The sequence below is a fragment of the Nonomuraea mesophila genome (genome assembly GCF_004352805.1).
Taxonomy (GTDB): domain Bacteria; phylum Actinomycetota; class Actinomycetes; order Streptosporangiales; family Streptosporangiaceae; genus Nonomuraea; species Nonomuraea longispora.
The window spans coordinates 1-13,740 of the sequence record NZ_SMLD01000105.1 but is presented as its reverse complement, the minus strand read 5'-3'; the positions used below and the strand labels follow the sequence as shown (position 1 = coordinate 13,740).

At 72.1% G+C, this 13,740-nt stretch carries 14 protein-coding genes; 11 read left to right on the top strand and 3 right to left on the bottom strand.

Going from position 1 to position 13,740, the window contains the following annotated elements:
• Positions 1-164: 164 nt before the first annotated feature.
• Positions 165-788: a TetR/AcrR family transcriptional regulator gene (locus tag E1295_RS31310; RefSeq protein WP_181958069.1), complete on the top strand. Its 624-nt coding sequence runs from the start codon at positions 165-167 to the stop codon at positions 786-788.
• Positions 785-2,272 (top strand): FAD-dependent monooxygenase, encoded by a 1,488-nt coding sequence (locus E1295_RS31305; RefSeq protein ID WP_132635801.1) that lies wholly within the window; start codon positions 785-787, stop codon positions 2,270-2,272. The genes E1295_RS31310 and E1295_RS31305 overlap by 4 nt, the downstream gene beginning before the upstream one ends.
• Here E1295_RS31305 and E1295_RS31300 read toward each other — a convergent pair.
• Entirely contained in the window at positions 2,231-2,404 is a 174-nt protein-coding gene (locus tag E1295_RS31300) for a TetR family transcriptional regulator C-terminal domain-containing protein (RefSeq protein WP_220448986.1), read from the bottom strand. The genes E1295_RS31305 and E1295_RS31300 overlap by 42 nt on opposite strands.
• A gap of 77 nt (positions 2,405-2,481) precedes the next feature.
• On the opposite strand from E1295_RS31300, the gene E1295_RS31295 reads away from it, so the two are divergent.
• Positions 2,482-2,853 (top strand): DUF1453 domain-containing protein, encoded by a 372-nt coding sequence (locus E1295_RS31295; protein WP_132635795.1) that lies wholly within the window; start codon positions 2,482-2,484, stop codon positions 2,851-2,853.
• Between the two features lie 12 nt (positions 2,854-2,865).
• Here the strand turns inward: E1295_RS31295 and E1295_RS31290 are convergent, their stop codons facing one another.
• Together E1295_RS31290 and E1295_RS31285 are read right to left on the bottom strand one after the other, a co-directional pair.
• A complete protein-coding gene (locus E1295_RS31290) occupies positions 2,866-3,687 on the bottom strand; it encodes an SAM-dependent methyltransferase (protein WP_132635792.1) in 822 nt (273 codons plus the stop codon).
• Between the two features lie 89 nt (positions 3,688-3,776).
• On the bottom strand, positions 3,777-4,727 hold the full coding sequence (locus E1295_RS31285; RefSeq protein ID WP_132635789.1) for a GlxA family transcriptional regulator: 951 nt from the start codon (positions 4,725-4,727) through the stop codon (positions 3,777-3,779).
• Between the two features lie 71 nt (positions 4,728-4,798).
• Between E1295_RS31285 and E1295_RS31280 the strand changes: the two genes are divergently transcribed.
• The 8 genes from E1295_RS31280 (at position 4,799) to E1295_RS31245 (ending at position 13,402) form a co-directional block, all read left to right on the top strand.
• On the top strand, positions 4,799-6,070 hold the full coding sequence (locus tag E1295_RS31280; RefSeq protein WP_132635786.1) for an MFS transporter: 1,272 nt from the start codon (positions 4,799-4,801) through the stop codon (positions 6,068-6,070).
• A 17-nt stretch (positions 6,071-6,087) separates the two neighbouring features.
• Positions 6,088-6,747, top strand: a complete 660-nt coding sequence (locus E1295_RS31275) for a peptidyl-tRNA hydrolase (protein WP_132635783.1) — start codon at positions 6,088-6,090, stop codon at positions 6,745-6,747.
• A 195-nt stretch (positions 6,748-6,942) separates the two neighbouring features.
• The gene (locus E1295_RS31270; protein ID WP_132635780.1) at positions 6,943-7,737 is read left to right on the top strand and encodes a hypothetical protein; all 795 of its coding nucleotides are present in this window, start codon (positions 6,943-6,945) and stop codon (positions 7,735-7,737) included.
• 37 nt (positions 7,738-7,774) lie between these two features.
• A complete protein-coding gene (ftsH, locus tag E1295_RS31265; RefSeq protein ID WP_132635777.1) occupies positions 7,775-9,721 on the top strand; it encodes an ATP-dependent zinc metalloprotease FtsH in 1,947 nt (648 codons plus the stop codon).
• 67 nt (positions 9,722-9,788) lie between these two features.
• The gene (locus E1295_RS31260; RefSeq protein ID WP_166427493.1) at positions 9,789-10,409 is read left to right on the top strand and encodes a DUF937 domain-containing protein; all 621 of its coding nucleotides are present in this window, start codon (positions 9,789-9,791) and stop codon (positions 10,407-10,409) included.
• 16 nt (positions 10,410-10,425) lie between these two features.
• A complete protein-coding gene (locus E1295_RS31255) occupies positions 10,426-11,007 on the top strand; it encodes a Maf family protein (RefSeq protein ID WP_132635771.1) in 582 nt (193 codons plus the stop codon).
• A 10-nt stretch (positions 11,008-11,017) separates the two neighbouring features.
• Positions 11,018-11,776 (top strand): EI24 domain-containing protein, encoded by a 759-nt coding sequence (locus tag E1295_RS31250; RefSeq protein WP_246080565.1) that lies wholly within the window; start codon positions 11,018-11,020, stop codon positions 11,774-11,776.
• A 534-nt stretch (positions 11,777-12,310) separates the two neighbouring features.
• Positions 12,311-13,402 carry a DUF4192 domain-containing protein gene (locus E1295_RS31245; RefSeq protein WP_132635768.1) on the top strand — a complete coding sequence of 364 codons (1,092 nt, stop codon included), beginning with the start codon at positions 12,311-12,313 and terminating at the stop codon, positions 13,400-13,402.
• The last annotated feature ends 338 nt before the right edge of the window (positions 13,403-13,740 follow it).

The window sequence follows — 13,740 nt, the reverse complement described above, 5'->3', positions numbered from 1 at the left end:
AATGGTTCGACGATGTTACGCGCTGTGCGCACCGTACCGGGTTCTGGAGAGCCGTTGTGCCGGACGTGAGGAGTATCTCCCATCGACGTGGAACGCATGTTCGTACCAGAAGGTGCGTGAACCGAAAATTTGCGTAACCCGCAATTATCCTCCAGGCTGCTCCCATGAGCGGGCTGAGGGAACGGAAGAAGCGTGCCACACGCGAGGCGCTGATGGCGGCCGCGATCCGGCTCGCGCTGGAACGCGGGCTGGAGGGCGTCCGCGTCGACGACATCGCCGCCGAGGCCGGTGTCTCGCCCAGGACGTTCAACAACTACTTCGCCGGCAAGCACGAGGCGATCGCCGCACGCCACACCGACCGGATCGAACGGTCGGTGGCCGCGCTGCGCGCCCGGCCCCCCGGGGAGCCCCTGTGGGAGGCGCTGACGGAGGCCATGGTCCTGCCGTGGGAGCAGGACGCGGGCGACGCCGGCTCGCCACCGTCCCCCGCGCTGCTGGCGGGCATCCGGATGTTGTCCAGGGAGCCCGCGCTGCGGGCCGAGACGCTGCGCGTGGCCCTGGCCGCCGACGGCGCTCTGGCCGCGGCCGTGGCCGAGCGCACGGGCACCGACCTCGCCCGTGACCTCTATCCCCATCTCGTCGCCGCGACCGCGACCTCGGCCGTGCAGGCGGCCGTCGGCCACTGGCTGCGCGCCGACCCGCCGATTCCGCTGGCGCCCCTGCTGCGCGACGCCCTGCGCGCGCTGGCGACCGGACTGCCCGACCCCACCCAAGGAGCCGTGACGTGAACATCGACGTTGACGCGAACTGCGACGTCGTCATCGCCGGCGGTGGCCCCAACGGGCTGCTGCTGGCCTGCGAGCTGAGCCTGGCCGGGGTCCGGCCGCTCGTCGTCGAACGCCTGCCGCACCGCAGCGACCAGCCCAAGGCCAACGGCATCGTCGGCCAGGTCGTACGGCTCCTGCGCGGGCGCGGCCTGGCCGGCGACGAGGCTGCGATACCCGCGTTCGTGTTCGGCGCGCTGCCGCTGGACCTGTCGGGGCTCGACGACAACCCGATGCACGGGATGGGCGTCAGGCAGCCCGAGCTGGAGGAGCTGTTCGAGAAGCGGGCGCTGGAGCTGGGCGCGCGGATCCGGCGCGGTCACGAGCTGACCGGCTTCGACCAGGACGCCGAGGGCGTCACGGTGCACTTCGAAGGGCCCGCGGGCCCGCGCGCGCTGCGCACCCGCTACCTGGTCGGCTGCGACGGCGCGCACAGCACGGTGCGCAGGCTCGCCGGCATCGGCTTCCCGGGAGTGGTGACGGCGGACGTCGTGAGCCGCGCCGCCCACGTCAGCGTGCCGGGGGCGGTGCTGCGGATGGAGCGGGCCGAGCTGGAGGTGCCGGGCGCGGGCACGTTCGGGCTCTACGCCTGGCACCGCACCGAGCGCGGCGCGTACGCGATGATGCCGGCGGGCCCGGGGACGTTCATGATCAGCGTGATGGAGTGGGAGCCCGGCGCGCCGGGCGACGACGTGCCGATGACCATCGGCGAACTGCGTGCCTGCCTCGCCCGCGTGACCGGCGCCGACCTGCCGCTCGCCGGCCCCGCCGGCGCGGGCCCGCACGTGCTCAGGCGGCTGAACGGGCGCAACACGCGGGTGGCCGAGCGTTACCGCGAGGGCCGGGTGTTCGTGGCGGGCGACGCCGCGCACGTCCACTCGGCCATGGGCGCGCCCGGGCTCAACCTGGGCCTGCAGGACGTCGTGAACCTGGCCTGGAAGCTCGCGGCCGAGGTAGGCGGATGGGCGCCGCCGCGGCTGCTCGACAGCTACGAGAGCGAGCGCCGGCCGGCCGCCGAGCGGGTGGCGCTGCACACCCGGGCGCAGCTCGCGCTGACCGCTCCCGGCGCCGAGGTGACGGCGTTGCGCACGGTGTTCGGCGAACTGCTCGACGACGAGGCGGCCCGGCGGCGCATCGCCTCCCTGATGGCCGGCTCCGACGTGGTCTATCCGATGCCCGCTCCGCCGCATCCGCTGCTCGGCCGCTTCCTGCCCGGCGTGCCCGCCCGGCCCGCCGCCCGCGCCCGGCCGGTCCTGCTCGACCCGGAAGGGCGGCTGCTGGTGCGCCACGGCCGGGTCGACGTGGTGGCGTCCGAGGGGCCCGACGCCGTACTCGTACGTCCCGACGGCTACGTGGCCTGGGCGGGCACGCCCGGCGAGAGGCCCGGAGGGACGCTCGACGAGGCGCTAAGGACGTGGTTCTGCGAGAGCCTGGAGGTGACGGCGTAGCGCGTCGCGCATCAGCTCGGGCGTCATCCGGTCGGGATGGAGCACGCCCGCGAGGGCGAGGCCGTCGATCAGCGCGGCCAGCCGCTCGGTCTCCACCTCTGCGTCCACCTCCGCGTCTGCCTCTGCGTCCACCCCTGCGTCCGCCTCCGGGTCCACCCGGGCGCCCGGCGGCCGGTGCCGGGCGAGGCCGTCGATGATCCGCCGTCTACGTGCTGCCGCTCATCATGGTGGGCATCGGGATCCACGGGCTGCGCGAGATCGACCTGTCGGTGGCCGACCTCCTGTGGCTCGCCGTCACGGGCCTGTGCGGTGTCGCCTTCGGAGCCCTGCGCGCCGCCACCACCGTCGTGTTCCAGAAGGGCGGGGTCCTGTGGCAGGGCTGCACGGGCAGGACGCTGGTCGTCTGGGCGCTGACGCTGGTGGCCGGCTTCGGCGTCGGCGCGCTGGCGGTGGCGGCCGGCATGATTCCGGAGGCCAGGTCCATGCCGATCTCGATCGGCGTCGGCCTGCTCGGCGAGGCGGTGGTGATCCTGCTCAAGTCGGCGCGCTCCGGTGTGCCGTACGCGCAGAGCCGGCGGTGAGGGGCGCCCGGCTCAGGCGCGGCCCACCCCGGCGAGGATGCCCGCCCTGACGTAGTCGTACGGGCCGTCGGGGGAGGCGCCGGGCGTCCAGTCGGCGACCGGTACGACGCCGGGGGCGAGCACGTCGAGACCGTCGAAGAAGCCGGTGATCTGGTCGCGGTCGCGCCCGGCCAGCCCGCCGGCGGTGGTGCCCCGGTAGACCGACCGGCCCGCGTCGGTCACGTCGGCGGTGGCGTCACCCGTGTACAGGTGCGAGAGCACCAGGTGGCCACCGGGCGGCAGCCGCTCTTTGACGCGGGCGACGATGCCCGCGGCCTCGCCGTCGTCGGGCACGAAGTGCAGCACCGCGACGAGCAGGACCGCGTACGGCTCGGCCAGGTCGATGCGCCCGATGACGGCCGGGTCGTCGAGGATCGCGTCGGGGTCCCTGACATCGCCCTCCACCGCGATGACGTCGGGGTCCCTGGCCAGCAGCGCGCGGGCGTGGGACAACACAATCGGGTCGTTGTCGACGTAGACGACGCGCGAGCCGGGGGCGTGCCGGTGGGCGACCTGGTGCACGTTGTCCTGGGTGGGCAGGCCGGCGCCGATGTCGACGAACTGGCGTACGCCCGCCTCGGCGATCGTGCGTACCGCATGGCGCAGGAAAGCGCGGTTGGCGAGCGCGATCTGCCGGGTGTCGTTGCCCATCCGGCGGCCGATCTCGATCATCTTCTCGGCCGCCTCGCGGTCGGCGGGGAAGTTGTCGCGGCCGCCAAGGTAGTAGTCGTACATGCGGGCGACGCTGGGGACGTGGGGATTGATCCCTGGAGGTAAGCGGTCACCCTCGGTCATGTCACGACCCTTCCGGCATTATTGATCTTTGGCGCTGATTCTAGGTGGGCGAGCTGCCGGGAGCGCGGGGTCGTGCGGCGAACGGGCGATCAGGTGCGCCGGAAGGTACGCCGGTAGGCCAGGGGTGAGACGCCGACGGCCGCGTGCAGGTGCTGGCGCAGCGAGACCGCGGTGCCGAACCCCGACCGCCTGGCCACCTCCTCCACGCCGAGGTCCGTCGTCTCCAGCAGGTGCCTGGCGTGCTGCACGCGCTGCCGGGTGAGCCACCTGGCCGGGCTCACGCCGGTCTCCTCGCGGAAACGCCGGGTGAACGTGCGCACGCTCATCCTCGCGTGGGAGGCCAGCGCGCCAAGGTTCAGCGGGACGTCGAGGTTGGCCAGCATCCAGCCGCGCGTGGCGGCCGTCCCGTCGCCGTCGCCGTCCGGGAGGGGACGCTCGACGTACTGTGCCTGGCCGCCGTCCCGCCAGGGCGGCATGACGCAGCGGCGGGCGGTGTGGTTGGCCACCTCGCTGCCGTGGTCGCGCCTGATCACGTGCAGGCACAGATCCATCCCCGCCGCGACCCCGGCCGAGGTCAGCAGGTCGCCGTCGTCCACATAGAGCACGTCGGGGTCCAGTTTCACCCTCGGGAACAACCGGCCGAAGCGCGCCGCCTCGGTCCAGTGCGTGGTGGCCCGCCGGCCGTCGAGCAGGCCGGCGGCGGCCAGCACGAACGCGCCCGTGCAGATCGACATCGTGCGCGGCCGATCCTGCAGGGCCGCCGACAGCCGCTCCGAGATCGTGCCGTTCACCAGGGCCCTGCCTCCGTGGACCCCCGGCACCAGGACCGTGCCGGCCGTGTCGAGCACGTCGAGGTCGTGGTCGGGCTGCACGGTGTAGCCGGCCGAGCAGCGCACCGGCATGCGGCCCTCGGAGCAGGTCACCACCTCGTAGAGCCGCTCGCCGTCCTGGTCGCGCGCGCTCCAGAACACCTGGCCGGGCACGCCCAGGTCGAGCGGGGCGAAGTGGTCGAGCACGACGACCGCGATCCGATGGGGCATGGCCTGATTCTTTCACATATTGGCTTTCGGGCCACTCGTCGTCGCCATGGGAGGCCGATCAGGATGGGCGCATGACCTTGAGCACCACCTCCACCCGCCGTGGCCTGCACCGGGCCTGGTACGTCGCGGCCGTGGCCTTCGTGACGATCCTGGGCGCGGCCGGTTTCCGTGCCACCCCCGGTGTGCTGATCACGCCGCTGCGGGAGGAGTTCGGCTGGTCGGCCGGCACGATCTCGCTGGCCGTCTCGGTCAACCTGGTGCTGTACGGCCTGACCGCCCCCTTCGCCGCCGCCCTGATGGACCGTTTCGGCATGCGCCGCGTGGTCGCCGTGGCGCTGCTGCTGATCGCCTGCGGCAGCGGGCTCACCGTGCTGATGACGGCGAGCTGGCATCTCCTGCTGCTCTGGGGTGTGCTGGTCGGGCTGGGCACGGGCTCGATGGCGCTGGTGTTCGCCGCCACCGTGGTGGACCGCTGGTTCGTACGCCACCGCGGGCTGGTCACCGGCGTGCTGACCGCGGGCGGCGCCACCGGGCAGCTCGTCTTCCTGCCCGTGCTCGCGCACCTGGCGCAGGGCCCGGGATGGCGGTTCGCGTCGCTGGCCGTGGCCGCGGCGGCGCTCGTCGTGGTGCCGTTCGTGTGGTGGCTGCTGCGCGACAGGCCCGAGGACGTGGGTACCACGGCGCTCGGCGCGCAGCCGGGCGCGGCGCGTCCGGCTGCGCGCGGCACGGGCAACGCCGCCGTCAGGGCCGTCAGCGTGCTCGCCGCGGCGGCGCGTACGCGGCCGTTCTGGCTGCTCGCGGGTGGGTTCGCGATCTGCGGAGCGAGTACGAACGGCCTGGTCGGCACCCACTTCATCCCCGCCGCGCACGACCACGGCATGGCCGAGCCCGTCGCCGCGGGCCTCCTGGCGGTCATCGGGATCTTCGACATCGTGGGCACGGTCGCGTCCGGCTGGCTGAGCGACAAGATCGACCCGAAGGTGCTGCTCGGCGTCTACTACGGGCTGCGCGGGCTCTCGCTGATGGTGCTGCCCGGCCTGTTCGCGGCCACCACCGAGCCCAGCATGCTGATCTTCATCGTCTTCTACGGCCTGGACTGGGTGGCGACCGTGCCGCCCACGGTCGCCCTGTGCCGGCGCATCTACGGGGCCGACGGAGCCGTCGTCTTCGGCTGGGTGTTCGGCGCCCACCAAGTAGGGGCCGCGTTCGCCGCGTTCGGCGCGGGCCTCACCCGCGACCACCTGGGCGCCTACGACCTCGCCTGGTACGGCGCCGGCGCCCTCTGCCTGGTGGCCGCCGGCATGTCCCTGGCGATCGGGCATGCTAGGGAACGACGCACCTGAGCAACCCCTTGAGAGCGATGAACACCGAGCTGTACGTCCTGCCGCTGGTCGTCAGGATCGAGCGGGCCACGCCCCCCGAACGCACCGACGCCCTGGAGGCCGCGGCCATGGCCGTGCTGAGCCTGCTCGCCGACCCGGGGGAGTGGGCCGCCGAGCTGCACGCCTGGCAGTCCACCGGCAAGATCCGCAAGGTCGTGCGCCGGGCGCGGGGCGCCGAGTGGCGCAGGGCGCTCGCGCTGCCGGGGCGTACGATCGCCCACCGTACGGCCGAGGTCCGCGTCCATCCGCCGGTGCCGCTCGACGACTGGCCGAAGGACCTGGCGCGGCTGCAGGTGTCAGGCACCGAGCTGACCGACACCGCCGCGCCTCCGCCCGCCGTGCCCCCGGTCCTCTGGGAGAACCCCGAGCTGGAGATGTCCGCGGGCAAGGCCATGGCGCAGGCCGGCCACGCCGCCCAGCTCGCGTGGTGGGCCAGCGACGCGGGCGAGCGTGCCGCCTGGCGGGAGCGCGGGATGGCGGTCTCCGTGCGCCCGGCCCCGGCGCGCGACTCCTTCGACGCCAAGGTGGCCGCCGGGCTGCCGGTCGTGCGCGACGCCGGGTTCACCGAGATCGAGCCGGGCTCGTGCACGTTCGTCGCCGACGCGCCCTGGCTCGCCGGGCGCGTCTTCCGTGCGTGAACACGCCGGTCGAGGCCTGATTCGCGACGCGATGATTGCACTTCGGTCGCTTCGAGGACGCCATGGCGGGATATGTCGTACGCTCCGCTCGTGCTCGATGGGGAAGATGAGATCAACGGTTCCCGCGTGAGAACCGCTTCCAGACCCTGGATCCCTGATTCTCCGCCCAAACGCTCCCGCATCGGTGATCTCCGCATGCGGGTGGTGTACCGGGGGCTCGCCGTGGTCGCCGCCGTCGTGGCCGTCGCCGTGACGCTGGTCGTGGTGGTGCTCCCGTCAGGGCCGGACGAGGTCGCGGCGGGGCCGGTAACCGCGCCGCCGGCCGCACCGTCCTCGTCCGGCCCCGCACCTTCGCCGTCCGGCTCCGCGCCTTCCCTCACGTCCGGCGAGCCCGCTCCCGCGGCGCAGGCGTCCGGCACCCCCGGCCCCACTCCCGGCGCCTCGCTCGCGCCCGGCTACACGGCCATGGAGGCCCTGTACGCCGACCCGCGCGTGCCCAAGCTGACCGCCAAGGTCAAAGGCGTGAAGGCGCGCCCGTCCGTCAGGCGGGTGGTCAGGGACCGGCGTACCGGGCTGGCCGTGCCGAGGCTGGGCCGGCCGTGGAAGGCGCACAACGCGGCGCCGTTCACCACGAAGCAGGTGCTGCCCAGGAAGCGCGGCACGAGCCTGCGGGGCATCGTGGTGACCTGCCCGCTGCCGATCATGGAGCAGAAGTCGCCGCGCGACACGGCGCTGCTGGCCGCCCGGTGGACGCTCAACCACCACCCCGAAGGCTCCCGGATCACCTGGCTGGCCACACAGCGGGTCAAGCGCGGATGGATGCTGATTTATCGGGTCAAGTACGGGAAACGCTCCTCCCGGGCGGCCGTCGTCGTCATGGACGGGGGAATGAGCAAGCCCGGCCTGACGTTCGTGACAGTGCCTGACACGCAGCGAAAGCACTGGCCCGAGGTCGGTCGCGTGGCCACAGGGGTGCGTGTCCTAGGCTAGAAGATCATTGAATGCGGCGATTTGGGGGAGTGACGCCGTGGAACGCTCTGGAGCGCCGCAGGCATCCGACAAGGGCAAGGGCAAGCCGCCCTGGCGCTCGGAGGGTCTACCCGGCACCCCCGGAGGACGACCCAAGATCAACTGGTGGCGATTCGCCGTCACGCTCGTCGTCGTGTACGCGGCCTTCTTCGTGGTCTCGTCCTTCGTCGACAGCGGCTCCGTCGAGACGATCTCGTACACCGAGTTCACCAAGCAGGTGAACGCGAAGAACGTCAAGGACATCTACGCCCAGGGCCTGTCCGTCGAGGGCGACCTCAGGTCGGCGGCGAAGAACCCCGAGAGCGGCGAGTCCTACACCAAGTTCGCCACCGAGATCCCCGCCTTCGCCGACACCGACCAGCTCGACAAGCAGCTGGCGAGCGGCCAGGTGGAGATCACCTCCCAGCCGATCACCCGCGGGTTCTTCACCAACCTGCTGCTGTCGCTGCTGCCCGTGCTGCTCCTGGCGGGCCTGTGGATCTGGATCATGCGGCGCGGCGCCAGCATGATGGGCGGCGGCGGCCTGGGCGGGCTCGGCAAGTCCAAGGCGGCCAAGCCCGTCGAGGCCGGGAAGGTGCGCGTCACGTTCGACGACGTGGCCGGCATCGACGAGGTGGAGAACGAGCTCGTCGAGATCGTCGACTACCTCAAGGACCCCGGCAAATACCGCAGGCTGGGCGCGAAGCTGCCCAAGGGTGTGCTGCTCGCCGGTCCTCCCGGCACCGGCAAGACGCTGCTGGCCAGGGCGGTCGCGGGCGAGGCCGAGGTGCCGTACTTCTCGGCCAGCGCCTCCGAGTTCATCGAGATGATCGTCGGCGTGGGCGCCTCGCGCGTGCGCGACCTGTTCGAGGAGGCACGGAAGGTGGCGCCGTCGATCGTCTTCATCGACGAGATCGACGCCATCGGCCGCGCCAGGGGCGGCGCCGGTGGCGTCGGCGGGCACGACGAGCGCGAGCAGACGCTCAACCAGATCCTCACCGAGATGGACGGCTTCTCCGGCGCCGAAGGCGTGATCGTCATCGGGGCCACCAACCGTCCCGAGATCCTCGACCAGGCGCTGCTGCGTCCCGGGCGCTTCGACCGTACGGTGCAGGTGGGCCTGCCCGACGCGGCCGGCCGGACCGCGATCTTGCAGGTACACACGAGGGGCGTGCCGCTCGACCCCGAGGTGGGCCTCGACCGGCTCGCCAAGACCACCCCCGGCATGACGGGCGCCGACCTGGCCAACCTCGTCAACGAGGCGGCTCTGCTCGCGGCCAAGCGCGGCAAGGAGAAGGTCACGATGGCCGACTTCACCGACGCGCTGGAGAAGCTGCAGCTCGGTGCGGCCCGCAGCATCGTGATGCCGGAGGAGGAGCGCACGAGGACCGCCTTCCACGAGGCCGGGCACGCGCTGCTCGGGATGCTCCAGCCCGGCGCCGACCCGGTCAGGAAGATCTCCATCATCCCGCGCGGCCGGGCGCTCGGCGTCACCCTGTCCACGCCCGACAGCGACCGCTACGCCTACGACGAACAGTATCTGCGCGGTCGCATCACGGGCGCGCTCGGCGGCATGGCGGCCGAGCAGGTCGTGTTCGGCGTCATCACCACCGGCGCCGAGAACGACCTCGAACAGGTCACCATGATCGCTCGGGGCATGGTCGGCCGCTGGGGCATGTCGGAGAAGATCGGCCCGCTGACCATCCTGCCCAACGACGGCCAGCAGCCCCAGGCCTCGCCCGTCACGCTCGCCATGGTCGACGAGGAGGCGCGGCGCATCGTGGACGAGTGCTACGAGCGCGCGGTCCAGGTGCTCAGCGACAACCGCGACAAGCTCGACGCGATCGTGGAGGCCCTGCTGGAGCACGAGACCCTCGACGAGGCCGGCGCGTACGCCGCCGCGGGCCTGCTGAGCGGGTCGGCGGAGCCGGCCGAGAGCCGCCCGAGGGAATTTTCCGAGAATTAGGCAAAAGCGGACGTTGGTGCCGATCGTGGTCGGGCAGGATGTTTCGACAAGGATCGGGGGACTTGTCGTGACACTGACTGACGAGCTTCTCGCCGGGCTCGGAGACTCAGGGCTGGAACAGGTCGCCGGGATGCTCGGCACCGACCCGGGCACGGCCCGCATCGTGACCCAGGCCGTCGCGGGCACCATCATCGGTGGCATGGCCCGCGACGCCGAGCACCCGGACGGTGCCGACGCCCTGCTCAGCGCACTCGACGACCACAAGGACACCGACCCCTTCAGCGGCGACGTGGCCTCGCTGACCCGCGACGGCCACAGCATCCTCGGACACGTGTTCGGCGGTCAGGGCACCGAACGGGTGGCCGCCGGGTTGTCGCAGCTCGCCGCCGTGCAGCCCGGGGCCATGATGAAGCTCATGCCGCTGGTCGCCCCCATGATCATGTCGCTGCTCGCGGACCGCGCCACCGTACGCAAGCTCGACGCGCGCGCCCTGGCCGACGAGCTCGACCACGAACGCTCCACCCTTCCCGCCAGGCTGGACGACCTCGTCACGACCCTGCTCGACGGCATCTTCGGCGGCACGGCGGCGCCGCGGAGCAGTCCGTACGACACGGCGGCCGTCACCCGCGGCCGCAGGAGCGCGAGCAGGCGTGAGATCTCACCGGGCACAGCGACCCCCGACTGGTGACCGGTAGGCTGTGCGAGTGATCGTTCTGGCCTCAGCATCCTCCGCCCGCCTGGCTCTTCTGCGCAGCGCCGGCCTCGACCCCAAGGTCATCGTCAGCGGCGTCGACGAGGAGGCCTACTCGGCATATTCACCGGCGGCGCTGAGCCTGGTGCTCGCGAAGGCCAAGGCCGAAGCCGTCGCGGGCGGGCTGGACGAAGGGCTGGTCATCGGCTGCGACTCGATCCTCGAGCTCGACGGCCGCCCCTACGGCAAGCCGGCCACACCCGAGGAGGCCCTGGAGCGCTGGCAGCTCCTGCGCGGCCGCACGGGGCGGCTGGTCACCGGTCACTGCGTCATCGACGCCGCCTCCGGGCGGCAGGCGGCGGAGGTCGCCACCACCGTGGTGCACTTCGGCCAGCCCTCGCCCGAGGAGATCGCCGCCTACGTCGACAGCGGGGAGCCGCTCAACCTGGCCGGGGCCTTCAGCATCGAAGGGCGCGGCGGATGGTTCGTCGAGGGCATCGAGGGCGACCACGGCAACGTGCTCGGCATCTCGCTGCCGCTCCTTCGTGACCTGTTCGCGGAGCTCGGCTACGCGGTGACCGCTTTCTGGCGTTAATCTGCCGGGCATGCGATCAGTGCGCGACTTCTTCTCCGGCGTGGGCTTCTTCGTCGAAGGCTTCGGCTGGGTCTCCCGCAATGGGCGCTGGTGGGTGTTCGGGCTCATCCCCGCGGTCATCGCGTTCGCCGTCTACGTGGTCGCGCTGATCTTCCTCGGCACCAACGCGACCGAGCTGGCCACGTTCCTGACGCCGTTCGCCGACTCGTGGAGCTGGCGTGAGGCGTTCCGCGCGGTGGTGGCCGTCGCGCTGTTCCTCGGTGGGCTGGCGCTGGCGGTGCTGACGTTCGTCGCGCTCACCCTGGCGATCGGCGATCCGTTCTACGAGAGGTTGTCGGCGGCGGTCGACGTGCTGGAGACGGAGGACGACCAGCCCTGGTGGCGCACGCTGCCGCGATCCGTCCGCGACAGCCTGGTGACCCTGTTGTTCATGCTGATGTTCACGGTTCCGCTGTTCGCGCTCGGGTTCGTACCCGTGGTGGGGCAGACGGTGGTGCCGGTGCTCGGAGCCGCCGTTTCCGGATTTTTCCTAACAGTCGAGCTCACCACACTCGCCCTCGAACGACGCGGCATGGCCCGCAAGGAACGCTTCGCCCTCCTGCGCGCGAACAAGGCCACCACGCTCGGCTTCGGCGTGGCCGTGTTCCTGCTCTTCCTCATCCCGTTCGTGGCGGTCATCGCCATGCCCGCCGCCGTGGCAGGCGCCGCCCTCCTCGTACGCACCCGCCTGGCTCCCACCCCAGACCCAGACCCAGACCCAGCACCCTGACCCAGCACCCTGACCCACAGCCCTGGTGGGGGAAGGCTGCGCTGGAGCCGCGCTGATGGTGTGGGAAGGCCGTGGGCGGGACGCGCCGGGGGAATGCCGTGGGCGAGTCGCGCCCGGGGAAGATCGCGCCGGAGCCGCGGTGACAAAAGAGCAGACGTCGTGCCGCGCACGGTGACCCGGTGTCGTTTCAAGGCGATGCACCGCACGTCGTAGGGGCTCAGGTTGACGGCCGTCCGGTCCATCCACCGAGGCGCAGGTCCTGCAGGGCGGGATCAGCCCGGAGCGATCTCTTCTTGACCGGCTGCGCTCACGATGGTGCGGCAGGCCGATGCACTGGTGACGATGCCGCTCGACCAGTGTGCGCACCGTGTTGTGGCCGCCCCTGCCGACGAGGGCCTCACGCCGCTGACCATCGCGGATCAGCGGCACTGCCCACTCCGGTCGTCCACAGCCTCGACCAGGCACCCTCCCTCCATCCCCAGAACGGCATTCGGCTCGTCGGTCCCTCGCCCGACCCCGGCACCCTTAGGGCCCATGACGACCGACAGCTGCACCCCCGCTCCCGCCCTCACCGACGAGCCCCGTCTCACCCTGTCCAGCCCGTCCGACGTCCTCGCGGCCGTCCCCTACCTGGTGGGCTTCCACCCGAAGACCTCCCTCGTCCTGATCGGCATCGACCGCGGCGTCACCAAGGTCGTGGCCCGGTGGGGCCTCCCGCTGGAACCCGGCGCCCTCGACCCGCTCATCCCCCTGCTGGAACGGGAGAGCGTCACCGAGATGGTGATCGTCGGCTACGGTCCCGGCGAGGTGGTCACACCTGCGGTGGACAAGGTCCGGTGGCTGGCCTCACGCGTGGGAGCCCAGGTGGGGGAGGCGCTGCGCGCCCATGAGGGCCGCTACTGGTCCTACCTGTGCGAAGTCCCGAGCTGTTGTCCCGCTCAGGGCACGCCCTACAACCCGTCCACCAGCCAGGTCGCCGCGGAGGCCACGGTCCACGGCCTGGTCGCCCTGCCCGACCGCGAGGCGCTGGAGCGCACGCTCGCGCCTGTCACGGGCCCGGTGCGCATGGCGATGCACCGGGCCACGACCGAGGCGATCGCGGAGGTCAGGGCCGGACTGACCGCCACCGCCGACCTCGACGCCTACGCCAGAGGGTTCGTCGCCGATGGCCTGGCCAGAGTGCGTTCGGCATTGCGGGTCCACGCGGAGGGCGGCCGACTGGACGACGCGGAGGCAGCCAGACTGGGCCTTGACCTGGCGATCATCCGCGTCCGCGATGAAGCCTGGACACTCATGGATGAATCCCACGCCCCTCTGTGGAAAGACCTGACACGCAGGCTGGAGCCTCGTTTCGCGCCGCCGGCCGCGTCCCTGCTCGCCATGGCCGCCTGGCGAGCGGGGAACAACGTCCAGGCCACCATCGCCCTCGAACGGGCCTTGGCCATCGACCCCGCCTACTCGATGGCCAACCTGCTCATGCACGCCCTGCAGAACCTGCTCTCCCCGGGCGTCCTTCGTGACCGTCTCCCGACTCCGGCCGATCTCGACGCCGCCATGGGGCCCGTACACGCCGCGTGGCTGGTGCCCCTGGTCAACCTGTTCGACGACGAGCCACCACCCGGCTGAGCGGCCTTCACCGGCCGGCGCTCCACCGGCGACGCCCAAGAGACGGCGCGCTCGCAGAAACCCTGCACCGCGGCAACCGACCACACAGGACCGTCGAATCCAGCGCAGCCGTCGCCCGAGCATCACCGTCCGGGGGCCATGGTCCCGGGGTCACGGTCCGGGGGCGCCGTCCGGGGCTCAGGCCCGGGGCTCAGGACCGGGGGGCGCCGTCCAGGGCTCATGGTCAGGAGGTCCTGGTCCGGGGGGTCATGGTCCGGAGGTCCTGGTCCGGGGCTCATGGTCCCGGGGCGCCGTCCGGGGGTCATCGTCCGGGGGTCATCGTCCGGGGGTCATCGTCC

Bases quoted from the DNA above. Each gene is read 5' to 3' on its own strand.
- E1295_RS31280 (WP_132635786.1), top strand. From the start codon at position 4,799: ATGACCTTGAGCACCACCTCCACCCGCCGTGGCCTGCACCGGGCCTGG.
- E1295_RS31270 (WP_132635780.1), top strand. From the start codon at position 6,943: ATGCGGGTGGTGTACCGGGGGCTCGCCGTGGTCGCCGCCGTCGTGGCC.
- E1295_RS31285 (WP_132635789.1), bottom strand. From the start codon at position 4,727: ATGCCCCATCGGATCGCGGTCGTCGTGCTCGACCACTTCGCCCCGCTC.
- E1295_RS31310 (WP_181958069.1), top strand. From the start codon at position 165: ATGAGCGGGCTGAGGGAACGGAAGAAGCGTGCCACACGCGAGGCGCTG.
- E1295_RS31250 (WP_246080565.1), top strand. From the start codon at position 11,018: ATGCGATCAGTGCGCGACTTCTTCTCCGGCGTGGGCTTCTTCGTCGAA.
- E1295_RS31245 (WP_132635768.1), top strand. From the start codon at position 12,311: ATGACGACCGACAGCTGCACCCCCGCTCCCGCCCTCACCGACGAGCCC.
- E1295_RS31275 (WP_132635783.1), top strand. From the start codon at position 6,088: ATGAACACCGAGCTGTACGTCCTGCCGCTGGTCGTCAGGATCGAGCGG.
- E1295_RS31290 (WP_132635792.1), bottom strand. From the start codon at position 3,687: ATGACCGAGGGTGACCGCTTACCTCCAGGGATCAATCCCCACGTCCCC.